This is a genomic window from Neisseria sp. HMSC061B04, assembly GCF_001836705.1.
GTDB lineage: Bacteria > Pseudomonadota > Gammaproteobacteria > Burkholderiales > Neisseriaceae > Neisseria.
In genome coordinates, this window is the sequence record NZ_KV830191.1 from 149,659 (window position 1) to 174,196 (window position 24,538).

Sequence of the window (24,538 nt, forward strand, 5' to 3'; positions counted from 1 at the left end):
TTCTCCGAAAACGGAAAAAGGCCGTCTGAAATAAAGTGCAGAATAAGCGGTTTACAAAGTGCCGTAAGAGTGCAGGCCGCTCAAGAACATATTCACGCCGATAAAGGCAAAGGCGGTAATGACCAGACCGATAACCGCCCACCAAGCCAACACTTTGCCGCGCCAGCCTGCCACCAGCCGCAAATGCAACCAGATCGCGTAATTCAGCCAAACGATGAATGCCCAAGTTTCTTTCGGGTCCCAGCTCCAATAGCGGCCCCACGCATCGGCCGCCCACAATGCGCCGAGAATGGTGGCAATGGTGAAGAACAGGAAACCGACAGCAATCGCTTTGTACATGACTTCTTCAATGACTTGCGAGTGCGGCAGCCATGATTTTTTGCCCGCATCTTCTTTTCTGAGCGCCAGCAGTTCGGCAATACCCAGCATGGCGGCGATACAGAATGCGCCGTAGCCGATAAAGTTGGCCGGAACGTGGATTTTCATCCACCAAGACTGCAAAGCAGGAATCAGCGGCTGAATGGTATGCGCCTCGCGCGAAACGCTGTACCACAAGACAAATCCGACTACGACCGCCATAAAGCTGAAGACAAATCCGCCCAGTTTTTGTACGGCAAAACGGCCTTCGTAATAGAGGTACATCAGCGCCGTAATGACCAAGAACAAGATAAATACTTCATAAAGGTTGGAAACCGGAATATGGCCGGCATCGGGACGCAACAGATAGCTTTCATGCCAGCGCACCAGCAAGCCAACAAAGCCCGCCATCGCGGAAACCCACGCAAACACGCTCCCCATGCCCAAAAGCGTATTGGTCGGCACATTCTTGCGCACCGCCGCTATCGCACCGACGATATAGGCAAACAAGGCAAAGAATACAAACGCGCATTGCCACATAATCGCCGACTGGCTGCTTAACAGGTATTTGAGCAGGAAGCCGTCTGCGCGTTTGATATCGCCGCCATACAAATCAACGGCCAAATACGCCAGGCACACGCCCACAGGGATAAACCAGCGCATCGGTTTAAAAAACCAACCCAGAAAAACGGCAATACCGGCACTCGCCCACAAAATCACCATTTCGTAGATGTCCATATGCAGACCGGCCTGGGTTTGGGCAATAAACGCACCGATGGCAATCAGCAGTGCGAATGCCCAGTCGAAGAGGTTGAGGTTTCGGATAAATGATTTGTGTGTCAGAAGCTCATGCTCGGGCAAGGCCTGATGTTTGTTATTCATGGTTCAAATCCTTGGCAAGCTGCTGCAATTGCCGTGTGTGTTGCGGAAATTCTTTCTGCAAGTCGCGTTCGTTGCGGCTGGAAGACATGGCAAAACGGATACGGCCGTCTGAAAACAGCAGCCAAGCGCGTTTTTCACGAATATAGAACATAAACACCGTACCCAACACCAGCAATACCGAACCCAGATATACCAAGAATGCGCCCGGCGAACGGGTCATCTGCAATCCGGAAGAGCGCACTTCGGAATAGCCGTCCAATTGCAACAACATCGGCGCAGGATACTCGGTCAAACCGGTGTACGCGTCCATTGCATGCAGCAGGAAGCGGTTGCGCTTTTCGTCTTGCGGCCAAGTCGGCAGGTTGTATGTACTGATCGTGTCTTCCAAAGCGGCGTTCATCACACCATAGAGCATCTCGTAAAAATAGCCCTGCATTTTTTCCTGCTGCTCTTTCGGAATATTGGTGGTAACAAATTTGTCCAAAGCCAAATAGCCGCCTTTGGCAAAAATCGACAAGGTATTTTCCGCCGCCGCCATGAATTGCTCGCGGATTTCGGCGGGTGCGCCTTTAACGGCGTTGGCAACGGTTTTACGGCGTGCCGCATCGTCTTTCAAATATTGGCGCAAAGCCATAAAGGTATCGATTTTACCGTTTTTATCCATCGGAATGCGCAACCAACGGTATTGCTGCGCCAAGCCGCTGCGCGTGCCGGTAATGAAGAAATAGTCTTCATCTTGTTTCAGCGGCAACATATAGTTTTTATATTCGACCGCCTGCCCCGCTTTATCGCGGATACGGTAAACGATAGACGGGCCAATATTGGTGTATTTTTTGTCTTCCTGACGGACGGAGCGTACATCATTAAGGGCGGATTTCAGGTTTTGCTCTTTTTCAGACGGCTCGCTCATGTCTTCGACGTTCATCGAAGTAAACTGGTCGAATTCCAGTTTATAAGAGGTCTTGCCCAAATCCAGCGGAAACTCGCGCATGGAAGTCGCTTTGAGTTTGACCGGAGTGCGGTCGGCATCGGCCAGATTCCACGCTTTAAACGTCAAGTCTGAACCGCCGTCGGCGAAACTTGCCTGATAAACCGTAATACCGTGCAGCGTCAAAGGATGGTTGACGCGGATGGTGTGTTCGCTGACTTTGCCGGTTGCCTTGTCCGTGACTTCCAAGTCGCTGGCGAAATCGCGTGGCATACCGGTATCGTAAAAATCAATATGGAATTTCTTCAATTTGACGGAAAACGGCAAGTCTTGCACGAGCATGCCGTTATCCGCATTCAAAAATACCACGTCCGCGCTCTGACCTTCCGAAATATTGACATTGCCCCTAAACGACAAATTAGACGTACCCAACACGCTTTCGGGCTTAAAGTCTTTGGCGTAAACCGCCGTATTGTCCGGCACGACCTGGCCGGTAAGCATACCGATTTTCAGCAGGATATTGCTGTCTATCAAACCGCCCAAACAAATCACAATCAGCGCGGCATGGGCAAAGATATAGCCCCATTTGTTCATCGCACCTTTTTTTGCCGCCACCAAAACCGAACCGTCTTCACGCGTAACGGTTTTGCAGCCATAGCCCTGCACTTCCAAATAACGTTGCGCGACTTCAGGCGTCACCTGTCCGTCTAAAACGATGGAATGGCGCATTGCCGCCAGCGATTTTTCCTTCGCATTTTCACGGAAGGAACGAATCTCGCGCAAAAACGGCGGAACATTGCGAATCAGGCACAATCCGGTGGAAATCACCAAAAACATCATGATGACAACGAACCACGCCGAGGCGTACACGTCGTACAGGCCCAAAAAGCCGAAAATCTGCGACCAAAACGGGCCGAATTTCACCAAATAATCGACTTGTGGCTGGTTTTGCTGCAAGACCGTACCGATAATCGAAGCCACACCCAACAGGCTAAGCAGGGCAACGGCAAAGCGCATGGAGCTGAAAAAGGCAAACCATGGTCTACGGATGAGTGGGACGGATGATGAAGATTTACTCATGTCTCAAATGTCGGCTTTGGGCAACCCGATCGGTAGAACGGACTGCAATGACGTGTGATGCGAAAGGAAGAATACTGCATATTGTAGTAAAAATCTTGCTGTCGCTATTTGAAAAAACCAATCAGGCTTATCGGCCTATATTGGCTAAGGCCGTCTGAAGGGTTTTCAGACGGCCTGTATCAATAAGCTCGTTTCAAAACGAAATTAGTGCAAACCTTGAATGAAGTTGGCTACTGCGTTCAACTCTTCTTCGCTCAGGCGGTTGGCAATATCGGCCATAATGGCGTTTTTGCGTTGGCCGGATTGGTAAGCTTTCATTTGCTCGACAACGTAAGCTTTGTGTTGGCCGCCCAGACGAGGATAGGCTTGGATTTCAGTACCGCCGCCCGGGATACCTGCGCCGCTAGGACCGTGGCAAGACATACATGCCGGCAGTTTTTTAGCGCTCAGGCCGCCGCGATAGATTTTCGCGCCCAGCTCTGGGTTTTCTTTAGGATTGGCTTCGCCCGGTTTGCCTTGTTGTTTGGCGTAGTAGGCGGCAGCGTCGCGGATGTCTTGTTCGGACAAGTTCATCACCATCGGTTTCATCACGCCGGCAGCACCGTGGGTACGGGTACCGTCTTTGATGGCCATGGTTTGACCGTAGGTGTAGGCCGCAAACTGACCTGCCAGTTTAGGATAAGTTGCGATACCGCTGTTACCATCGGCTGCGTGACACGCCGCACAGATAGTAGTCGCTACCTGTTTGCCTTTTTCAGCATCTGCTTTAGGGGCAGCGGAAACCGCACCGGCAGCCAATACCAAGGCCAATAAAGTCAATCGTTTCATGGAGTGCTCCTGATTACAGCATTGCGTACCGCGTCAATGCCTTTTTTATACTCAAATACCGGGGAATTTTCCCGATTAAAACCGATAATTCTATAAACGTGCTATTCTATACCAAGTTTACATTAAATTACTACTCAAATTACCAAACTGCTGCAACATAAATGCCCGATACAAATTATGATGTTGCAGTTTTGTTTCCATGCAAGGAAATACTGATGAACCTTTTTCAAAACGCCAAATTCTTTACAACGGTCAACCATCTGAAAGACCTGCCCGACACGCCGGCCGAGATTGCCTTTGTCGGTCGAAGCAATGCCGGCAAATCCAGCGCCATCAATACTTTAACCAATCATGTGCGCCTTGCCTACGTTTCCAAAACACCGGGCCGCACCCAACACATTAATTTCTTTGAACTGGAAAACGGCAATTTCATGGTCGACTTGCCCGGCTACGGCTACGCGCAAGTACCGGAGGCCATCCGTGCGCACTGGGTCAAACTCTTGGGCGACTACCTGCAACAACGCCGCCAGCTGATCGGCCTGATTTTGATTATGGACTCGCGCCATCCTCTCAAGGCTTTGGACATTCAGATGCTGGACTTCTTCCACATCACCGGCCGTCCTGTGCATATCCTGCTGTCAAAAGCAGACAAGCTGTCTAAAAACGACCAGATTAAAACTTTGGCGGCGGTTAAAAAATCACTCAAACCCTACACCGAACGCCAAAAAATCAGCGTTCAACTGTTCTCCAGCCTGAAAAAGCAAGGTATAGACGAAGTCAATCAAGTGGTTGGCTCATGGTTTGACGCGCATCGCGAAGAAATCGAAAATCTTGCAGGCGAAGCATCGCCTGAATGATTGTAAAACAAGGCGGAATGAGATGAGTTGACCAACCGCAAATCTTATTCCGTCATTTGTTTCCACAATGCCGTTTTCTATCTCACTTTCAAAGGGTATGTATACGCATACCCTTTTTTATTGCGTTTTTTTATTTCCTCATCGCAAACTCAAAGCAACGACGTATCAGTAAAAATTCTTAAAAAGCATGGTGTTATTCAACCAAACCTTTTTCAGACGGCCTTTGCACCATCTTCGCCGTCCACCCAACCTGCTTCTTTCAATTTCCGCTGTTGCGCATCATATCGGGCTTTTTCCGCCCAATACATTGTCTGAATACAGGCATCGCCGCACTCGCTGCCGCAACATTCCCACGACTCGGGGCGGACGGGTTCGTCTAACAACGGCTCGCCCAAGATGGCTTCGGCTTTATTCTTCAGGGTCGTATCCATCGGCGATTTCCAAGCGCGCACCATCAAACTCAATCACTTCGCCGCCACGTATTTTGGCGGTTTTACGCGTTTCGGTTTCGCCATTGCGCAACACCAGCCCTTCGGCGATAAACGCTTTTGCCTGTCCGCCGCTTTCGGCAAGACCGGCCAATTTCAACAGGTCGCATAAAGCGATGTATTCGTTGTCTTCAAGATAGACAGTAGCTTCCATCATTTAATCCTTTTCAATAATGGCGATATTTTAACATGGCCGTCTGAAAGAAAGCCCACTTCTGTTTTATTTGCTTTATCCAACCCCATTACATTTGGTTTTCAGACGGCCTTTCGCTGCCAACCCTGCTACAATACGCCTTTTATTGTTCACGCCGATTTTGCCATGACCGAGCCGACCTACATCCCCCTGCGCCTGCATACCGAATTCTCGATTACCGACGGTATGGTGCGGATTAAAAAACTGATTGCCAAAGCGCAGGAATACGGTTTGCCTGCTTTGGGCATCAGCGATTTGATGAACGAATTCGGCTTGGTGAAATTCTATAAAGCCTGCCGCGGCGCAGGGATTAAGCCCATTGGTGCGGCAGACGTGTGGATAGGCAATCCGAATGCGCCCGACAAGCCGTTTCGCGCCATGCTAATTATCCGCAATGATGCGGGCTATCTACGCTTGAGCGAGCTTTTAACGGCGGCTTATGTCGGCAAAAACCGCAATATCCATCATGCGGAACTCAACCCCGAATGGCTGGAAAGCGGCGACAACAGCGGCTTGATTTGTTTGAGCGGCGCGCATTACGGCGAAGTGGGCGTGAATCTGTTGAACGGCAATGAAGACGCGGCGCGTGCGGCGGCGTTGAAGTATGCGGCGTGGTTCCCCGATGCGTTTTATTTAGAGCTGCAACGCCTACCCGAACGCCCCGAATGGGAGGCTTGCGTTTCGGGCAACGTGAAGCTGGCGGAGGAATTGGGTTTGCCGGTGGTGGCGACACACCCGACGCAGTTTATGAGCCGCGACGATTTCAACGCACACGAGGCGCGGGTGTGCATCGCGGGCGGCTGGGTACTGACAGACAAAAAACGTCCGCGCGATTTCACGCCGAGCCAGTTTTTCATTCCGCCGGAAACGATGACCGAACGTTTCGCCGACTTGCCTGAAGCCTTGGAAAACACGGTGGAAATCGCCAAACGCTGTAATCTGCACATCACATTGGGCAAAAACTTCCTGCCGCTCTTCCCTACTCCGGACGGCCTGTCGCTGGACGATTATTTGGTGAAACTCTCTAACGAGGGCTTGCAAGAACGCATGGTTCAGCTTTATCCCGACGAAGCGGAGCGTGCGGCAAAAATGCCGGAATATCAGGAACGTTTGGATTTTGAGCTGAACATCATCATCCAGATGAAATTCCCCGGCTATTTCCTTATCGTACAAGACTTTATCAACTGGGCGAAAACGCACGGCTGTCCGGTCGGGCCGGGACGCGGCTCGGGCGCGGGTTCGCTGGTGGCGTATTCGCTGAAAATTACCGACCTCGACCCGCTGAAATACGCGCTGCTGTTCGAGCGTTTCTTGAACCCCGAACGCGTCTCCATGCCCGACTTTGACGTCGACTTCTGTCAGGCAAACCGCGGCCGCGTGATTGAATATGTGCGCGAAAAATACGGCGCGGATGCGGTAAGCCAGATTGTTACCTTCGGCACGATGTCGTCCAAAGCGGTGATTCGCGACGTGGGGCGCGTGTTGGAACTGCCGTTTATGCTGTGCGACAAACTGTCCAAGCTGATTCCGTTGGAAGCCAACAAACCTCTGGGTTTGGAAAAAGCCATGGAGGCCGAGCCGCAGATTCAGGAATTAATCGAAGCGGAAGAAGCGGACGAACTGATTACGCTGGCGAAAAAACTGGAAGATTTGACGCGCGGTTTGGGTATGCACGCGGGCGGCGTGTTGATTGCGCCGGGCAAGATTTCCGATTACAGCCCCGTGTATCAGGCGGACGAATCCGCCTCGCCCGTATCCATGTATGACAAGGGCGACGTGGAAGACGTGGGTTTGGTGAAGTTCGACTTTTTGGGCCTGCGCAACCTGACCATTATCGAAATGGCGCAGAACAACATCAAAAACACCACCGGCGATATCGTCGATGTCGGCAAGATTCCGCTTGACGACCAGGCCGCCTACCAAATCTTCCGCGATGCGAACACCACCGCCGTGTTCCAGTTTGAGTCGACCGGCATGAAAAAAATGCTGAAAACGGCGCACACCACCAAGTTTGAAGAACTTATCGCCTTCGTATCGCTCTACCGCCCCGGCCCGATGGACAATATTCCCGATTTCGTCGCGCGCATGAAGGGGCAGGAATTCCAATACATCCACCCGCTGCTGGAAGGTATCCTCGCGCCGACCTACGGGATTATGGTGTATCAGGAACAAGTGATGCAGGCGGCGCAGATTATCGGCGGCTACTCGCTCGGCGGCGCGGACTTGCTGCGCCGCGCCATGGGTAAGAAAAAGCCCGAAGAGATGGTGAAACACCGCGAAATCTTCGCCGAAGGCGCAGCAAAACAAGGCATTTCGCGCGAAAAATCCGACGAAATCTTCAACTACATGGAAAAATTCGCCGGCTACGGTTTCAACAAATCCCACGCCGCCGCCTACGCCCTGATTTCCTACCAGACCGCATGGCTCAAAGCCCATTACCCCGCCGAATTTATGGCGGCAACCATGTCGTCTGAATTGGACAACACCGACCAGCTCAAGCATTTCTACGACGACTGCCGCGCCAACGGCATCGAGTTCCTGCCGCCCGACATCAACGAATCCGACTACCGCTTCACGCCGTATCCGAACATGAAAATCCGCTACGCACTCGGCGCGATTAAAGGCACGGGCGAAGCCGCCGTCGAATCCATCATCGCCGCGCGGCAAAGCGGCGGCGAGTTTACCGGCCTGTTGGACTTCTGCGAGCGCGTCGGCAAAGAACACATGAACCGCCGCACCCTCGAAGCCCTGATACGCGGCGGCGCGTTCGACAGCATCGAACCCAACCGCGCCATGCTCTTGGCAAACATCGACCTCGCCATGAACAACGCCGACCAAATAGCCGCCAACGCCAATCAGGGCGGGTTGTTTGACATGATGGAAGACGCCATCGAACCGGTGCAGCTCATCGATGCGCCCATGTGGAGCGAATCGGAAAAACTCGCCGAAGAGAAAACCGTCATCGGCTTTTACCTGTCCGGCCACCCGTTCGGCCCGTATGCCCAAGAAGTCCGCCAAATCGCCCCGACCAAATTAGGCCGTCTGAAACCACAAGACAGCGTCCGACTCGCCGGATTCGTTACCGCCGTGCGCACCATGATGGGCAAACGCGGCAAAATCGCCTTCGTCAGCCTCGAAGATTTGAGCGGGCAGATTGAAATCATGGTCAGCGGCCAGACGCTGGAAAACTGCGCCGACTACCTCAAATCCGACCAAGTGCTGATTATCGAATCCAAAGTCAGCCGCGACGACTACGGCGGCGGCGACGGGCTGCGCATCATGGCAAACCAAGTCATGACCCTGCAAATGGCGCGCGAACGCTACGCCCGCAGCCTCAGCCTCGCCCTCGCCCCCGGCCACGATATTGCCCGCCTTGCCGCCATTCTCACCGCCCACCGCCTGCCCGACACGCAGCACATCCCGCTGCAACTGTCGTACAGCAACGGCAAAGCGTCGGGCAGGTTTCAAGTGCCGCCGAAATGGATGGTGACGCCCAGCTCCGCGTTATTCGACGAACTGGAAAAACTGCTCGGCAGTAGGGCAGTGCGCGTGAATTGGTAAGGCGCAGAGGTCGTCTGAAACCATACGTTCAGACGGCCTTTTTCAATTTCATTACAAAAGCTATTTTCCTTTATGGTTTTTCTAGAATGAAAGTATTGCCATAAAATAAATACCCTGTAGTTTTAACAAATTCTATCCGGCGTATTCATTCCTAAATCAAAATATTGTGCCCAAACATAAGGCTATACCATCACTGCAATAAATGTTGCAAGCACCAATATACAAAAAATCTGTCGTCGTTTGGTTTTTTGTGTAGAAATCACGACATAGCCTAGCTTTCCCGACGTGGTACTTTCAACCCCATACTCTTCACGACACCGTTCTGATCGGTTTCTTTAACCGTCAATGAAAACCCGTCAACGACAATGCGGTCGCCCTCGACGGGCTGCGCGCTGCCTCCTCTGGATTGAAACCATTCGAGCAGGCTCATACCGGCTTCGCCGTCTTCCAGCTTCAACCCGTACGCCGCTGCCAAATCGCCGGTATTGACATACGGGTCGACGGCAAATTCGCCGAAGAAATCAAAATTTTCGCGCACATTCTGCCCGGTTTCACTGAAGTATTTCGCCATTTTGTCCACTTGGCTGTCAGGCAGGATATACCAAGCCGTATCGCCTTCCCTCAAAACCGTATCATTCTGCATTTCGATTTTCCGCCCGTCACGTATCAGCGCGAAACAGCGCAAGTCAAACGATTCCGAAATGGGGGCAACGGCATCGGGATGCTTGCCTTCCGCCTCAGATTCCTTCGTTACCTTGAAAGAAAACAAAGCCACAGCTTCGCGTTCCGACAGCCAAATGTCGTGCATTCCTTCCGGCTCGGGTTTGGGCGGCATGGCGACCTTGAGCAGACGCGCCATGACGGGTATCGTCGTTCCTTGAATCAGCAGGGAAAGTACGACGACGGCAAAGGCGACATCGAACAACAGTTCAGAATTCGGCACTCCCATGACTAAAGGCATCATCGCCAAAGAAATCGGTACTGCGCCGCGCAACCCGAGCCAACTGATGTAGGCTTTTTCACGCACACTGTATCCGAATTTCCACAAGCCGCTGAAAACGGCAAGCGGACGGGCGACCAGCATGAGGAATACGGCGATAACCAAGGCATCGACGCTTTTTTCCCAAACGCTGCTGGGCGTTACCAACAAACCCAGTACGACGAACAAAGTCGCCTGCGCCAGCCACGCCAGGCCGTCCATCACACGCCAAACGTGTTCGGTTGCGCGGGTATGCTGGTTGCCGACGATAATCCCCGCCAGATAAACCGCCAAGAAGCCGCTGCCACCGATGGTATTGGTAAATGCGAATACCCACAGGCCGCCTGACACAATCATCAGCGCGTACAATCCTTCCGCAAGGTTCAGACGACGTACGAGTTTCGCCAACACCATTCCGCCCGCCCACCCCATCAGCAGGCCGAAGCCGATTTGGAGCAGCAGCATCCATAAAAACGCCAACACACCTGATTGTTCGGGGTTGGTAATCATGGTAATCAGGGCGGTAACTAAAAAAATCGCCATCGGATCGTTCGCACCGGATTCGATTTCCAAAGTCGCCTGTACCCTGTCATTTAGGCGCACGCCGCTGTGGCGCAGCAGGCTGAACACGGCCCCCGCATCGGTTGAGCCGACAATCGCCGCCATCAGTACACCGAATTTCCAATCCAAACCCAAATAAAATGTGGCGAACAAGCCCAAAGGCAACACGGTGGCAAACACGCCCCATGTCGCCAATACCGCAGAAGGCTTCAATGCAATTCGGAAACTTGAAAGCTGGGTCCGCAACCCGCCGTCAAGCAAAATGACGGCTAACGCAAGCTGGCTGATGACGTTGGCCAAAACGAAATTGTCAAAATCGATGCGCCCGATACCGTCCTCACCCGCCAACATTCCAACCGCCAGAAATACCAACAAAAGCGGCATCCCCAGCCTTGCCGACAAAGTGGTCGAAACCACGCTTAAAAACAATAACGCCCCGCCGAGCAAAAACAGATTGTTCATCCAGTCCACGTTGCAAAAGTCCTACCGTTAATAAAAACGAGGCGAAATTGTATCATAAAATCAATAAGATTTACTGAAGGCCTACCCATTATACAGAAATAAAAAAACCGTCTGAAAGACGGCTTCGTTCATACAACAAACCGCTTTACCCAAACGGCTTTTTCTGCCAATAAAACTTACCCCTTCTCAGACGGCCTTATTGTATAGAGAGATTATCTGAAAAGTTTACTGCAAAAAGCCTTTGGCCAACAGGGAAAGGTAGCCCACAACAAAGGGGAACGACAATGCCGAAACAATGCCAATCACCCAGTAAATACATTGGTTCAGTACAGTTTTTGAGGCGGTAAGCCGCAACAGTTTGAAATACAGAGAGAACCAAGTGGATGACAAGACAATAATCAGCAAAAAGCTGACTAGGGAGAAGGAACCGGAGAAAGCGTATCCCAGCATTGTCCCTATCACGGCATAAAGCATGCCTGCGCCTAGCGCCCATTTCCAGATGGGATAAAGCCTATCGGGGAAATTCAGTGTTCCGGAGGCTTGGAGCCTGCCGAATACCAATACAAATATGATGTCAAACATAATAATGGCTGTTTTAGTGTAGGGTGCGACAATATATATGAAAAGGGGGTGAAAATACACCCCCTTTCCCTACAGATGCCCCATATCAGAGGCCGTCTGAAAAACAGTTTTATTTAACGATTTCAACCGGACCGTGGTCGTCGCAGTGGTCGCCGTGTTGGTGATGCAGGCGGCCGTTGACGATGTAGTCGACGTGATCGCCGTGCGGTACGGCTTCGTGGCCGCAACCTTCGCCGTGAACGTGGCCGTGGCAGGTGTCAACCGGATGGCAGCCGTCAGGGTTGGTTTCATTGACGCTCAGGGCGTGCTCGTCGTAGTGGCCGTTGTGTTCATGGTGCAGGTGGCCGTCGTGCAGATAATCGACGTGGCCTTCGTGTTTGATGGCAGTGTGGCCGCAGTTTGCGCTGTGAACGTGGTCATGATGTTCGTGGGTTTTACAGGTCATTTTTCTCTCCTAATGTTCAGTGAATAGCAATCTTTCGCGATTGATTCTTTTATCTTATCTTTTTCTGATGTAAACGTAAAAAAATTTACAGTTATTAATATATTGTTACGATATATCATCTATTGATATATCAGCCTATTTTGTTTTTCAGACGGCCTTTTATTTATCATTCATTTATTTTCAGCGGGTAATTTAACCCTTTCCGCCTATGCTGAATATCGAATTTTTCAGCCGTAACGGGTAATATTGAAACCAAGGGATAAATCCTTCAAACAAACAGGTACTGTAATGGGAAAACAAGCCAGACTTTATATGGTTCGCAGCACGCAAGGTGCGCTTTATGACGTATTTTTCGAGCGCGGTGTGGCGGCGTTGGCCTGGCCTATGCTGGCCGAAGCGGCGGCAAAAGGCTTTGGCCGTGAGGAGCTGACGGATATTTACCGTTCGGCCGTGCCGGATGTGAAATTGAGAACGGCGCAATCGGGTGCGGCTCAGATGTGGCGGTTTGTCAACGAGTTGGCCGATGGAGATGCCGTACTGACCTACTCGCCTGCCCTACGCCGTTATCGGGTCGGCAGGATTACGGGCGGCGCGGTACATTGTCCGCAATGGGACGATGAAAAAATGTCGCTGGTGCGGCCGGTTGAGTGGCTGGGCGAAGTGTGCCGCGACGATTTGAGCGCGGCGGCGCAACGGGCTTTGGGCAGCGTGGCGACTTTGTTTGCGGTATCGGAAGCGTGTGCGGCAGAAATTTTTGAACGCGTGGGTTTTCAGACGGCCTAAAAAGGAAAAGGAAACAGGATTATGTGGAACACCATGCATGAATGGCTGAACGCTTTGCCTGTCAGTGAAGAAATCATCAAATCGGCATTGATGTCGGTATTGATGATTGTGGCCGTCATTGCCGGGCGCAGCATCTTGCTCTCGGCGCATTTTCGCAGCCATCCGGATTTGAGCATTGAAAACAAACGCCGCTCGCTGGTGTTCAGCCGCAACGTAACCATGCTGCTGATCCTACTCGGGCTGGCGATGATTTGGGCGGCGCAGATTCAAACTTTAGCCTTGTCGATGTTTGCAGTGGCCGCGGCGATTGTGGTGGCAACTAAAGAGCTGATTATGTGTTTGTCCGGCAGCATCCTACGCTCGGTAACCAAACAATACTCCATCGGCGACTACATCGAAATCAACGGCCTGCGCGGACGGGTGGTCGATATCAATATGCTGAACACGCTGATGATGCAAATCGGCCCTAACCCTTTAATCGGCCAGCTTTCCGGCAAAACGCTCTCGTTTCCCAACAGCCTGCTTTTGAGCCATACCGTGCGCCGCGACAATATTTTGGGCAATTATGTGATTCATACGGTGGAAATCCCCGTGCCGATTCATTTGGATTCGGACGAAATCATAGGCCGTCTGAAAGCCGTGCTTGAGCCGTTGTGCGCGGCCTATGTTCCCGTTATCCAACAATATTTGGAAAACGTTCAAGCGCAAAAACTCTTTATTACCCCCGCCGCCCAGCCGCGCGTGTCCCGCGTGCCGCATGATGACAAGGTGTACCACATCATCGTACGCTTCGCCTCCCCCGTTTCCAAACGGCTGGAAATACAACAGGCCGTCTTAGACGAATTTTTGCGCACGCAATACCGACTGATCAACCAAACAAAATAGTACGGTTTGTTTATTGATACAATCAAATCCCTTACAATAATGAAGTTCACAATCAACAATAAGGAAAAGTCATGTTGCCCGAATCAGCCCTTGCCGAAATGTACCCCGTCATTATGACCCCCAGCCATGACGGCAAATATTTCCACAACTACACCCTTTCGCTTCTGAACATCGTCCACACCAACGCCTCCCTCGGCCTGCCGCTGCAAGTAATGATGCAGCGCGGCGAAAGCCTGATTACGCGCGCGCGCAACAACTGCGTGGCCAAATTTTTGGAAAACAAAGAATGGACGCATTTATTCTGGATTGACTCCGACATCGGCTTCTCTCCCGACTCATTCTACCGCCTGCTCTTGGCCGATAAAGACGTTGTGGCCGGCGTTTATCCGCTCAAACGCGAAAACTGGCCCCAAGCAGGTCTTCCTGCCGGCATGACCCAAGCCGATTTCGAGCGTATGTACACTTCTTACACCGTCAACACCAACGACAAAAATGAAAACGGCGAAATCGTCCTGAAAGTCGATGAAGAAGGCTTTATGAAGGTTCATGACGCGCCAACCGGCTTCATGGTTATCAAACGCAGCGTATTTGAAAAAATGATAGAGGCTTATCCCGAGTTGAACTACGTCTCCGACAGCGACTACAGCCCGGAAAACAAAGGCCTGCACTACCGCTTCTTCGACTGCATGGTCGATCCCGAAAGCAAACGCTACCTGTCCGAAGACTACACCTTCTGCCACCTCTGGCGACAAATCGGCGGCGAAGTGTACGTCGACGTACAATCCAACCTGACCCACCAAGGCGCAAAAGTGTATCACGGCTCGTTTGCCGAATCCTTGCAAACCAATGTTGCCAATGCGGTTTACGCCCCCGAAGGCACCACCATGCGCCTCGAACTGGCCGCCCCGTTGCACGCCAATCCGCGCGGTCCGGAATAAGGTTGGCCGACAGGCAGGCAAAACACTTTAATTCTGCCTGTCTGCCACCATATAACGCCTATCGTTTTCTTTTCAGACGGCCCCAAGGCCGTCTGAAACCATCTTATTCAGGAGAAACCATATGAGCGACAACGTCCTGCTCCACTTGGGCGAAGAACCCCGTTTCGACCAAATCAAAACCGAAGACATCAAACCCGCCCTGCAAACCGCCATTGCCGAAGCGCGCGAACAAATCGCCGCCATCAAAGCGCAAACGCACACCGACTGGGCAAACACTGTCGAAAAACTGACCGACATTACCGAACGCGTCGGCCGCATTTGGAGCGTGGTTTCCCATCTCAACTCCGTGGTTGATACGCCCGAATTGCGTGCCGTATACAACGAATTGATGCCAGAAATCACCATCTTCTTCACCGAAATCGGTCAAGACATCGAGTTGTACAACCGCTTCAAAATCATCAAAAACTCTGCCGAATTCGACACCCTATCCCCGGCGCAGCAAACCAAGCTCAACCACGACTTACGCGATTTCGTCCTCAGCGGTGCCGAATTGCCGCCCGAACAGCAGGCAGAACTGGCGCAACTGCAAACCGAAGGCGCGCAACTGGGTGCCAAATTCGCACAAAACATCCAAGACGCAACCGACGCTTTCGGCATTTACTTTGACGATGCCGCGCCGCTTGCCGGCATTCCCGAAGACTCCATCGCCATGTTTGCCGCCGCCGCGCAAAGCGAAGGCAAAACAGGCTACAAAATCGGCCTGCAAATTCCGCACTACCTCGCCGTCATCCAATACGCCGACAACCGCGAACTGCGCGAACAAATCTACCGCGCCTACGTTACCCGCGCCAGCGAATTGTCCGACGACGGCAAATTCGACAATACAGCCAACATCGACCGCACCCTCGAAAACGCATTGAAAACCGCCAAACTGCTCGGTTTCAAAAACTACGCCGAGCTGTCGCTGGCAACCAAAATGGCCGACACGCCCGAACAGGTTTTAAACTTCCTGCACGACCTTGCCCGCCGCGCCAAACCGTTTGCCGAAAAAGACTTTGCCGAAATCAAGGCCTTTGCGCGCGAAAACCTGAATATCGAAGACCCGCAATCGTGGGATTTGAGCTACGCCGCCGAAAAACTGCGCCAAGCCAAATACGCCTTCAGCGAAGCCGAAGTGAAAAAATACTTCCCTATCAGCAAAGTCTTGGCAGGCCTGTTTGCCCAAATCAAAAAACTCTACGGCATCGAGCTGGCTGAAAAAACCGTCCCCGTTTGGCACAAAGACGTGCGCTATTTCGAGCTGAAACAAGACGGCCAAACCATCGGCGGCGTTTACATGGACTTGTACGCACGCGAAGGCAAACGCGGCGGCGCATGGATGGACGGCTACAAAAGCCGCCGCCGTTTCGCCGACGGTACGCTGCAACTGCCGACCGCCTACCTCGTCTGCAACTTCACCCCGCCTGTAGGCGACAAAGAAGCGCGTTTGAGCCACGATGAAATCATCACCCTCTTCCACGAAACCGGCCACGGCCTGCACCACTTGTTGACCCAAGTTGACGAAGTGGGCGTATCCGGCATCAACGGCGTCGAATGGGACGCGGTCGAGCTGCCCAGCCAATTTATGGAAAACTTTGTTTGGGAATACGACGTATTGGCGCAAATGTCCTCACACGAAGAAACCGGCGCGGTATTGCCGAAAGAGCTGTTCGACAAAATGCACGCGGCTAAAAACTTCCAACGCGGTATGTTCCTCGTCCGCCAAATGGAATTTGCCCTCTTCGACATGGAAATCTACCATCAGGAAGATGAAGGCCGTCTGAAAGAATGGCCGCAAATCTTGGACAAAGTGCGTCAAGAAGTCGCCGTAACCCAACCGCCGGCATACAACCGCTTTGCCTTGAGTTTCAGCCACATCTTCGCCGGCGGCTATGCCGCAGGCTATTACAGCTACGCATGGGCGGAAGTTTTGAGCGCAGACGCTTACGCAGCGTTTGAAGAAAGCGATGACGTGGCCGAAACCGGCCGCCGCTTCTGGAAAGAAGTGCTGGCCGTCGGCGGTTCGCGCAGCGCAGCCGAATCCTTCAAAGCCTTCCGCGGCCGCGAACCAAGCCTGGATGCCCTGCTCCGCCACAGCGGTTTCGACAACGCAGCTTGATTTGAAAATCCGCCGTTTTAAACAGAACGGTTGCTGATTCAAAGTTAAAGGCCGTCTGAAATGTTTCAGACGGCCTTTCGGTTGGCACAATTAATGAGGAACAATAAATACGTCCAATCTCTAACAACTTTTTCGGGAGAAACTGAAGCACGTATTTCAAAACCCAATCTCCCCGGCCCATCGCTCAAATCAATTTTTGCCCTTTTTATCGCCGGCTGCCAAACGCATATTGATAAATTCCATCATCAAATCTTTTTTCGTCCAGAAAAAGGTTTTCATTTTTTCCAAAGAATAGATTTTCCGAATCATCGCCGGCAATCCTGCGTGAACGATGGCCGCGACTTCGCCATTGGTTGTTTCATTGTCCATGGCGGCTTTGAGGTTTAGATTGCGCGTATTCAGGTAGTCGCAAAGCGCTTTTCTGACGCTGTGGCTGATTTCAAATTGTTTCATGTTTTCCGTCCATAATGCTTTTATAGTTAAATAGCATAGGATTCTAGCAAGTTTTTTGCATTGTGCATATCTCAATGTGCATATTATTGCGGAATTTACAATTTGGCTTTTGGGTAAAATCATGCCTGCCACACATTGTTGCGGCGCACCCTGTCGGATTGTTTTGACTATTTTGTTTCGGCTTGGGCCGCATTGCGGATAAAATAACGGTTTTAGGTGTTGAGGCCGTCTGAAATGTATTTGTGGTTTAAGCTGTTGCACATATTTTTTGTGATTTCTTGGTTTGCAGGACTGTTTTATCTGCCGCGGATTTATGTGAATCTGGCGCAATTAGAACTCGGCAGCGCGGAATATGTACGGCTGACGGATATGTCGCGGCGGCTGTACCGCTTTATGTCGCCTTTGGGCTGGGGAACACTGATATTCGGCGCGGCCATCGGCTTTGTCAACAATTGGTGGGGCAACGGCTGGCTGGCGGTTAAATTATTGTGCGGCCTGCTTCTCTTGGCTTATCAGCTTTATTGCGGCCTGCTGCTGCGCCGTTTTCAAAACGGCAGCAATGTGTATTCGCACCGCTGGTATCGGGTATTCAACGAACTCCCCGTTTTGATGATGGTGGCCGCGCTTTATATGGTGGTTTTCAAGCCGTTTTGATCTTCAGACGGCCTGTTTGGTAAATAAGGAAAGAATTCATGACGGTCGAAATCGAACGCCGCTTTTTACTGGCGGATGACAGTTGGCGCGAAGCGGCAAGCGAGCCGCTGGTGTTGCAACAAGGTTATTTGAGCGTAGAAAAAGAGCGCACCATCCGTGTGCGGATTATCGGTTCGCAAGCATGGCTGACCCTGAAAGGCTATATTTCCGACATGACGCGCAGCGAGTTTGAATACGAAATCCCGCTGGCTCACGCGCAGGCGATGATGGCGGATATGTGCCCGTTTAAAATGGAAAAATACCGCTATCGGGTCGAATTTGAAGGCTTTGTGTATGAAATCGACGAATATTTCGGCGACAATGCGCCCTTGATTGTGGCGGAAATCGAATTGCCGTCTGAAGATACCGAGTTTTCCAAACCGTCTTGGCTGGGCAAGGAAATCACGGCAGACGGTAAATTCACCAATGCGTATTTGAGCAAACATCCGTATTCGTCTTGGACGGAATAAGGGCGGCAACCACTCTACACACAAAAAAAGCATGTATCGCACATGCCTTTTTTTCTTTTCAGACGACCTGATTTGCCTTACCGATATTTGTATCGAGCTGCTTTTGACATACCGTTTCAAATATCGGGCAAGTCCGTGTGTTTTATCCGTGTAACCTTACGCCGGACGGCAGGCCACCATGTAGTTGACCTCGGTCGAGTCGCATAAGGAATAACGGCCGCTCAACAAATTGTAGGTCATGCCCTTGCTGCCGACGGTATCCAATCCGGCTTGGCGGCACATGCGCGCGAGTTCTGCCGGCGTGATGAATTTCTTCCAGTCGTGCGTGCCTTTGGGGACGAATTTCAACAGATATTCTGCGCCGACAATCAGATGCAGATAAGATTTGGGATTGCGGTTGATGGTGGAGAAAAACACCATGCCGTCAGGTTTGACCAGTTTCGCGCAGGCTTGAACGATGGCGGACGGATCGGGAACGTGTTCCATCATTTCCATACACGTTACCACGTCAAAGCTGTGCGGCTGCTCGGCGGCGAGGTCTTCGACGCGGATGCAGCGGTAATCGATATTGGCAACGTGTTGAGCGGCCGCATGGGCAGCGGCGGTTTGCAGGGATTTTTCCGCCATATCGATGCCGGTCACGTGTTCTGCGCCGCGTTTGGCCATGCTTTCTGACAAAATACCGCCGCCGCAGCCTACATCCAGCACACGTTTGCCTGCCAATCCGGCATAGCCGTCGATATAGTCGAGGCGCAAGGGGTTGATGTCATGCAGGGGCTTGAATTCGCCGTTTTTATCCCACCATTTGTCGGCGATTTGGCTGAACTTGGCGATTTCGCCGGCATCTACGTTGTCGTGTTGATTGCTCATGGTTTGCTCCTGCATAAAATCATTCGCCTGATTTTAGCCGATTGCGCTTCAAAATAAAATGTTTCAGACGGCCTTTGCCTGTTTATCGGCACTATTTCAACTTTCATCCTCCTGCCCATAAAAAACGCACCTTGTGGCAAGGTGCGTTTCAATCGGTACGATTTAGAATTTAGCGCCGGATTCGTTGGCCATGTAGTCAACTGCGGCTTTCACTTCATCATCGCTCAAGCTGCCGTTGCCGCCTTTGGCAGGCATGGCTTGGAAGCCTTCGAGGGCATGTTTGTGCAAGGTGTCTTTGCCTTGTTTAATGCGAGGCGCCCAGTCTTCTTTTTTGCCTACGGCCGGAGCGCCGGGAATCAAGCCGCCGTGGCATGCTTTACAGTTCGCTTCAAAAACAGCTTTGCCGTCCACTTTGGCGGATTCGGCAGGCTTGGCTTCAGCGGCAGGCGCTTCGGCTTTCTCTTCGGGCTTGGCGGCTTCTTCAGGTTTGGCGGCTTCCTCTGCTTTGCTGGCGGCGGCTTCAACCTTATCAGCTGCTTCTTGAGCGGCGGATGCAGTCGCATCGGCAGCAGAAGCGGCTTCGGTTTTAACTTCAGATGCAACGGCTTGAGCAGCCTCTTGAGTCTCCTGTTTAGCCTCTTGGGAACAAGCTGTCAAACCAGCCATCATCATTACGGCAATCAGTAATTTGTTCATGTTCGGTCTTTCCTTAGTTTTAGTTTAAATCACTGTTTTATATAAACAGCTTAAAAATTCTAGCATAGAAACTAATACTTTCGACCTACACTATAATAAATATTGGTATAAATCAGATTTTGTCTCAAAAACTGAAAAACATATTGACACCACCTCTCTACTCGGATAGAAATTCACCCCATTTGTCATGAAACGCGATAACTTTCATTTTATTGTTCAAGCAGTTACTCATTTTATTTTCAAAGTTTCTTTTAGAATTCAACTTTTTACCGACTTCTCCATAAGTAGCGTCAACCTGAAAGCCATCCCCATCCCAACCAGGCCGTCTGAACCCCAATCAGGTTTCAGACGGCCTTTTTGAATCATGTTAATAAACATTTGCCGCTTGGCCATACAAAAGACACCGGCAGGCTTACTTGTTTATAGAGATTTTCATATTCCGACTACGATTTAATCCAATGCCATTAGCCTTTTGCCAAGGTTTCAGCTTCAGCCCACAAGCCCCGCTTCTGCTCCGCCGTCAATTTCTTAATCCCGATTTCCCGTTTCAACGCCTCACTTTTAGTCAGGCCGTCTGAAACGATGCGCATCTCGACAGGCTTGTTCAAACGCGTGTATTTCGCGCCTTTTCCTGACAAATGAGCGGCAAACCGCTCTTGCGGACGGTTGCTGATGCCGCAATAAAACGCGCCGTTTTCGCACAAAATCAGGTAAACACACCAATTTTCCGCGTTCATAAATCCCCTTCCTTGGCAAAACTCTCGGTAAAAATGCGCACGGCAGCCTCGGTTTTGGCAGACTGTACACGATAAGGCGTGACCAAATAGAGGCTGACCGGCGGCAATGTCCATTCGGGTAAAACCACTTTCAGACGGCCTTGGGCAATTTTCTCCCTCACTTCGCCGCCCACTTGTAAAGACAACCCGAAACCGCTTTCGGTCAGTCTGCACACGGCGGCAAGATGCGTGCAGGCAATGCTGTCGGCAACGTCGAGGAAATAGCTTTCTCCGCCGTGTTGCAAGGTGGTGCGGACAGGCAAAAAATGCAGCCAACGGTGCGCATGAAGCAGAGAGGGATGGGTGATGGGCGGATGCCGGTCGAGATAATCAGGCGCGGCGCAAATGATGTACGGCCAAGTCACGAGATGGCGCGCAACAAGGTTTGGATCGTCCAAAGCGCGGTCGCCGCCGCGTATGGCAATGTCGGTCTGATTGTGTTGCAGGTCGTCCAAAGTATCGCTGAAATTGAGGACGGGACGGATTTTAGGGAACTCGGTTTGCAATCGCGAAAAGGCTGTCTGAAAAGCACGGGATTCGATGACCGTAGAAGTCAGGGAAATACGCAATTCGCCGACGGGTTCTGTTTTCAGATTGTCGATAACGGTACGCGTATCGGCAAGGGTGGCGGCGAGACGGCGGCAGTATTCGCCCAAGGCGCGGCCGGCATCGGTCGGCGCAAGGCTGCGCGTGCTGCGGTTTAACAGCTTGATGCCGTGCAGGGTTTCGAGGCGGTTGATGTGCTGGCTGACCGCCGACGGAGTTATGCCCAGCGCGGCAGCAGCGGCGTTCATGCTGCCGTGTTCGAGGACGGCGGCGAAAACGAGCAGGGGTTTGATGTCTTGCATTTCGACTGATTATGTAGCTCAACTTCACAATCATAACAGTAAAACAGGGATTATCAAGCGTTTCAGACGACCTTACAATGCACTCATCTAATCAATCACATCCCCACAAGGAGTCAAACATGAAAATCGCAGTTATCGGTGCAACAGGTTATGTCGGCAACGCAGTCGTGCAAGAACTGGCAGGCCGCGGTCATGAAGTAACCGCTTTCGCCCGCAATACAGACAAAGTGTTCCAAGCGCAAAATATTGCCGCCGTCTCCGCAGATGTCAACGCGGCGGACTTCGCCGACAAACTGGCAGGCTTTGATGCCGTGGTCAGCGCGTTCAATCCCGGCTGGACCAATCCCAACATCGGCGCGGATTTTACACGCGGCGCAAACAGCATCGTCGAAGCGGCAAAAGCAGCGCAAGTGCCTTATTTGTTGGTCGTCGGCGGCGCAGGCAGCCTGTATGTGGCACCCGGTTTGCAAGTTATCGATACGCCCGACTTCCCGAAAGAAATTTTCGACGGCGCCAATGCCGCACGCCATCTCTTGGCAGAACTCCTGCCGCGCCGCGACGTGAACTGGTCTTTCGTTTCCCCTCCGGCACGACTGGGCGCGGACGGCGGGTTCAGCGAAGACAAAACCGGCAAATACCGCTTGGGCAAAGATGATTTGCTGATGGATGGTGAAATTCCGGCAGGCATCAGCGTGGCCGATTTGGCAGTCGCCATCGCCGACGATGTGGAAAACAAAGCGCATTTGTTTGAACGCTTTACCGTTGCCACTGTTTAATCGTCTCAATTTAAAGGCCGTCTGAAACCCAAAGTTTCAGACGGCCTTTTGCTATAATACGCACATTAAATTTATCTATACGCGAGTTCCCATGTCCGCACCCCAACCCACCATCGCCGCCATCGCCACCGCACCCGGACGCGGCGGCGTCGGCGTGATCCGTCTTTCCGGCAAAAACCTGCTGCCTTTGGCGCAAACCCTCAGCGGCGGCAAAACGCCCAAACCGCGTACCGCGCTTTACACCGACTTTCTCGACGGCGACGGGCAGCCGCTAGACAACGGCATCCTGCTCTACTTCGCCGCGCCTGCCAGCTTTACCGGTGAAGATGTGATTGAGTTGCAGGGACACGGCGGCCCCGTGGTAATGGACATGCTGCTCTCGCGCTGCCTCGAACTGGGCGCGCGTATGGCAGAGCCGGGCGAATTTACCAAACGAGCCTTCCTCAACAACAAACTCGACCTTGCCCAAGCCGAAAGCGTTGCCGACCTCATCGACGCCTCCAGTAAGTCCGCCGCACGTATGGCGTTGCGTTCGCTCAAAGGCGCGTTTTCCCAACACATACACGAGCTGGTGGACGACCTTATTACCTTGCGGATGTTGGTCGAAGCCACGCTAGACTTCCCCGAAGAAGACATTGATTTTCTCGAAGCCGCTGACGCGCGCGGCAAGCTCCAAGCCCTGCAAGGTCGTCTGAAAACCGTCCTCGCCAGCGCGGAACAAGGCGCGATTTTGCGCGAAGGCATGAACGTCGTCCTCGTCGGCGCGCCCAACGTCGGCAAATCCAGCCTGCTCAACGCCTTGGCGGGCGACGACATCGCCATCGTAACCGACATCGCCGGCACCACCCGCGACACCGTGCGCGAACAAATCACTCTCGACGGCGTGCCCGTCCACATCATCGACACCGCCGGCCTGCGCGAAACCGACGACGTGGTCGAGCAAATCGGCATTGAACGCAGCCGCAAAGCCGTCTCCGAAGCCGATGTCGCCCTGATTTTGATTGACCCGCGCGAAGGCGTGAACGCCAAAACCCAAGCCATTTTGAACAGCCTGCCCGAAGGTTTGAAAAAAATCGAAATCCACAACAAAGCCGACCTGACCGGCGAACCTGTCGCCGTCCGTTCAGACGGCCTCGCGCAAACCGGTGCGGAAAGTGTCATCAGCCTGTCCGCCAAAACCGGCGCGGGTCTCGACTTGCTCAAACACGCGCTGTTGCAGGAAGTCGGCTGGCAGGGCGAAAGCGAAAGCCTGTTCCTCGCCCGCAGCCGCCACCTCAACGCCCTGCACGAAGCCGAAGCCGAGCTGGAAAACGCCGCCCTCTGCAACAACAACCAAATCGAGCTTTTCGCCGAACACCTGCGCCTCGCCCAAAACGCGTGCAGCGAAATTACCGGTGAATTTACCGCCGACGATTTGCTGGGCGTGATTTTCTCGCGCTTCTGCATCGGCAAATAAAACGGTTTGCCATCAAATACAAAGGCCGTCTGAATGTTCAGACGGCCTTTTTTATCACCAAAACAAACTTAATTTCACTTGCGTTTATTTATTGGCAGCTTCTGCCATATTTTTTGCGATATTGGTCGCACCCACTGTCAAACCGGACATGCCGATCAGAGAAGCCGCGGCCAATTTGATTAAATTTTTCATTCTGACTCTTTTCTGTGTATTTATTTGAGGAAGCGTTGTGTGTTTTTATTTGTCGGCATCAGCCATATTGTAGGCGATATTGGTTGCGCCGACGGTCAGGCCGGACATGCCGATTAAAGAGGCTGCAGCCAGTTTGATTAAAGTTTTCATTGTTTGTCTCACTTTCTTGTCTGTCGGCCGAAAAACGGCCTAAGTTGCGTTTTCTAAGGTATTGTAATTGATTCGTTTATAATTGAATTATTTGTGTATGGCCGTTTCGATATTACGGGAGATGCCGATGGCTGAAGCCGATATTCCGGACATACCGATTAAAGAAGCGGCAGCAAGCGTTATTAAATGTC

General features: G+C 52.0%; 23 protein-coding genes. 10 read left to right on the plus strand and 13 right to left on the minus strand.

The window, feature by feature from the left end; all coding sequences use genetic code 11:
• Nucleotides 1-51: 51 nt before the first annotated feature.
• The 3 genes from ccsB to HMPREF2661_RS06210 form a co-directional block, all read right to left on the minus strand.
• Complete coding sequence (ccsB, locus tag HMPREF2661_RS06200) at nt 52-1,239, minus strand: c-type cytochrome biogenesis protein CcsB (protein ID WP_070822765.1); 1,188 nt, start codon at nt 1,237-1,239, stop codon at nt 52-54.
• On the minus strand, nt 1,232-3,184 hold the full coding sequence (locus HMPREF2661_RS06205) for a cytochrome c biogenesis protein ResB (protein WP_070822767.1): 1,953 nt from the start codon (nt 3,182-3,184) through the stop codon (nt 1,232-1,234). The genes ccsB and HMPREF2661_RS06205 overlap by 8 nt, the downstream gene beginning before the upstream one ends.
• A 267-nt stretch (nt 3,185-3,451) precedes the next feature.
• The gene (locus HMPREF2661_RS06210; RefSeq protein WP_049322625.1) at nt 3,452-4,075 is read right to left on the minus strand and encodes a c-type cytochrome; all 624 of its coding nucleotides are present in this window, start codon (nt 4,073-4,075) and stop codon (nt 3,452-3,454) included.
• Nucleotides 4,076-4,290: 215 nt separating this feature from the next.
• Here HMPREF2661_RS06210 and yihA point away from each other — a divergent pair, with 215 nt between their 5' ends.
• A complete protein-coding gene (yihA, locus tag HMPREF2661_RS06215; RefSeq protein ID WP_049322626.1) occupies nt 4,291-4,932 on the plus strand; it encodes a ribosome biogenesis GTP-binding protein YihA/YsxC in 642 nt (213 codons plus the stop codon).
• Between the two features lie 212 nt (nt 4,933-5,144).
• Here yihA and HMPREF2661_RS06220 read toward each other — a convergent pair whose 3' ends face one another.
• Both HMPREF2661_RS06220 and HMPREF2661_RS06225 read right to left on the minus strand, forming a co-directional pair.
• Nucleotides 5,145-5,363, minus strand: coding sequence for a hypothetical protein (locus HMPREF2661_RS06220; protein WP_049322627.1), 219 nt, complete (start codon nt 5,361-5,363; stop codon nt 5,145-5,147).
• Nucleotides 5,341-5,574 (minus strand): RNA-binding S4 domain-containing protein, encoded by a 234-nt coding sequence (locus HMPREF2661_RS06225; protein ID WP_002221492.1) that lies wholly within the window; start codon nt 5,572-5,574, stop codon nt 5,341-5,343. Before HMPREF2661_RS06225 ends, HMPREF2661_RS06220 begins: the two co-directional genes overlap by 23 nt.
• A 165-nt stretch (nt 5,575-5,739) precedes the next feature.
• Here HMPREF2661_RS06225 and dnaE point away from each other — a divergent pair, with 165 nt between their 5' ends.
• Complete coding sequence (dnaE, locus tag HMPREF2661_RS06230) at nt 5,740-9,174, plus strand: DNA polymerase III subunit alpha (protein WP_070822769.1); 3,435 nt, start codon at nt 5,740-5,742, stop codon at nt 9,172-9,174.
• A gap of 271 nt (nt 9,175-9,445) precedes the next feature.
• On the opposite strand, the gene HMPREF2661_RS06235 is transcribed toward dnaE, so the two are convergent.
• The 3 genes from HMPREF2661_RS06235 to HMPREF2661_RS06245 form a co-directional block, all read right to left on the minus strand.
• Nucleotides 9,446-11,185, minus strand: a complete 1,740-nt coding sequence (locus HMPREF2661_RS06235; protein ID WP_070815001.1) for a potassium/proton antiporter — start codon at nt 11,183-11,185, stop codon at nt 9,446-9,448.
• A 216-nt stretch (nt 11,186-11,401) separates the two neighbouring features.
• Nucleotides 11,402-11,758: a hypothetical protein gene (locus tag HMPREF2661_RS06240; RefSeq protein WP_070822771.1), complete on the minus strand. Its 357-nt coding sequence runs from the start codon at nt 11,756-11,758 to the stop codon at nt 11,402-11,404.
• A 109-nt stretch (nt 11,759-11,867) separates the two neighbouring features.
• Nucleotides 11,868-12,203 (minus strand): hypothetical protein, encoded by a 336-nt coding sequence (locus HMPREF2661_RS06245; RefSeq protein WP_039862525.1) that lies wholly within the window; start codon nt 12,201-12,203, stop codon nt 11,868-11,870.
• 288 nt (nt 12,204-12,491) lie between these two features.
• On the opposite strand from HMPREF2661_RS06245, the gene HMPREF2661_RS06250 reads away from it, so the two are divergent.
• The 4 genes from HMPREF2661_RS06250 to HMPREF2661_RS06265 all read left to right on the plus strand — a co-directional run bounded on the left by HMPREF2661_RS06250 (nt 12,492) and on the right by HMPREF2661_RS06265 (nt 16,967).
• Nucleotides 12,492-12,986 (plus strand): restriction endonuclease, encoded by a 495-nt coding sequence (locus HMPREF2661_RS06250; RefSeq protein ID WP_003749044.1) that lies wholly within the window; start codon nt 12,492-12,494, stop codon nt 12,984-12,986.
• 21 nt (nt 12,987-13,007) lie between these two features.
• A complete protein-coding gene (locus HMPREF2661_RS06255; RefSeq protein WP_004520900.1) occupies nt 13,008-13,871 on the plus strand; it encodes a mechanosensitive ion channel family protein in 864 nt (287 codons plus the stop codon).
• A 71-nt stretch (nt 13,872-13,942) separates the two neighbouring features.
• Entirely contained in the window at nt 13,943-14,809 is an 867-nt protein-coding gene (locus tag HMPREF2661_RS06260) for a trafficking protein particle complex subunit (RefSeq protein WP_070615877.1), read from the plus strand.
• A gap of 121 nt (nt 14,810-14,930) precedes the next feature.
• Nucleotides 14,931-16,967, plus strand: a complete 2,037-nt coding sequence (locus HMPREF2661_RS06265) for a M3 family metallopeptidase (protein ID WP_070822773.1) — start codon at nt 14,931-14,933, stop codon at nt 16,965-16,967.
• Between the two features lie 189 nt (nt 16,968-17,156).
• On the opposite strand, the gene HMPREF2661_RS06270 is transcribed toward HMPREF2661_RS06265, so the two are convergent.
• Nucleotides 17,157-17,420 carry a hypothetical protein gene (locus HMPREF2661_RS06270; RefSeq protein WP_070822775.1) on the minus strand — a complete coding sequence of 88 codons (264 nt, stop codon included), beginning with the start codon at nt 17,418-17,420 and terminating at the stop codon, nt 17,157-17,159.
• Between the two features lie 234 nt (nt 17,421-17,654).
• Here HMPREF2661_RS06270 and HMPREF2661_RS06275 point away from each other — a divergent pair, with 234 nt between their 5' ends.
• Both HMPREF2661_RS06275 and HMPREF2661_RS06280 read left to right on the plus strand, forming a co-directional pair.
• Complete coding sequence (locus HMPREF2661_RS06275) at nt 17,655-18,074, plus strand: CopD family protein (protein ID WP_070822777.1); 420 nt, start codon at nt 17,655-17,657, stop codon at nt 18,072-18,074.
• A 38-nt stretch (nt 18,075-18,112) separates the two neighbouring features.
• Nucleotides 18,113-18,583, plus strand: a complete 471-nt coding sequence (locus HMPREF2661_RS06280; RefSeq protein ID WP_070822779.1) for a CYTH domain-containing protein — start codon at nt 18,113-18,115, stop codon at nt 18,581-18,583.
• Nucleotides 18,584-18,739: 156 nt separating this feature from the next.
• Here the strand turns inward: HMPREF2661_RS06280 and ubiG are convergent, their stop codons facing one another.
• The 4 genes from ubiG to HMPREF2661_RS06300 all read right to left on the minus strand — a co-directional run bounded on the left by ubiG (nt 18,740) and on the right by HMPREF2661_RS06300 (nt 21,773).
• Entirely contained in the window at nt 18,740-19,453 is a 714-nt protein-coding gene (gene ubiG / locus HMPREF2661_RS06285; protein ID WP_070584652.1) for a bifunctional 2-polyprenyl-6-hydroxyphenol methylase/3-demethylubiquinol 3-O-methyltransferase UbiG, read from the minus strand.
• A 162-nt stretch (nt 19,454-19,615) separates the two neighbouring features.
• Nucleotides 19,616-20,149: a c-type cytochrome gene (locus HMPREF2661_RS06290; RefSeq protein ID WP_070822783.1), complete on the minus strand. Its 534-nt coding sequence runs from the start codon at nt 20,147-20,149 to the stop codon at nt 19,616-19,618.
• Nucleotides 20,150-20,613: 464 nt separating this feature from the next.
• Complete coding sequence (locus HMPREF2661_RS06295; RefSeq protein ID WP_003749065.1) at nt 20,614-20,886, minus strand: GIY-YIG nuclease family protein; 273 nt, start codon at nt 20,884-20,886, stop codon at nt 20,614-20,616.
• Nucleotides 20,883-21,773, minus strand: coding sequence for a LysR family transcriptional regulator (locus HMPREF2661_RS06300; RefSeq protein ID WP_070822785.1), 891 nt, complete (start codon nt 21,771-21,773; stop codon nt 20,883-20,885). The genes HMPREF2661_RS06295 and HMPREF2661_RS06300 overlap by 4 nt, the downstream gene beginning before the upstream one ends.
• A 119-nt stretch (nt 21,774-21,892) precedes the next feature.
• On the opposite strand from HMPREF2661_RS06300, the gene HMPREF2661_RS06305 reads away from it, so the two are divergent.
• A complete protein-coding gene (locus tag HMPREF2661_RS06305; protein WP_070822787.1) occupies nt 21,893-22,549 on the plus strand; it encodes an NAD(P)-dependent oxidoreductase in 657 nt (218 codons plus the stop codon).
• Nucleotides 22,550-22,640: 91 nt separating this feature from the next.
• Entirely contained in the window at nt 22,641-24,005 is a 1,365-nt protein-coding gene (mnmE, locus tag HMPREF2661_RS06310) for a tRNA uridine-5-carboxymethylaminomethyl(34) synthesis GTPase MnmE (protein WP_070822789.1), read from the plus strand.
• Nucleotides 24,006-24,538: the final 533 nt, after the last annotated feature.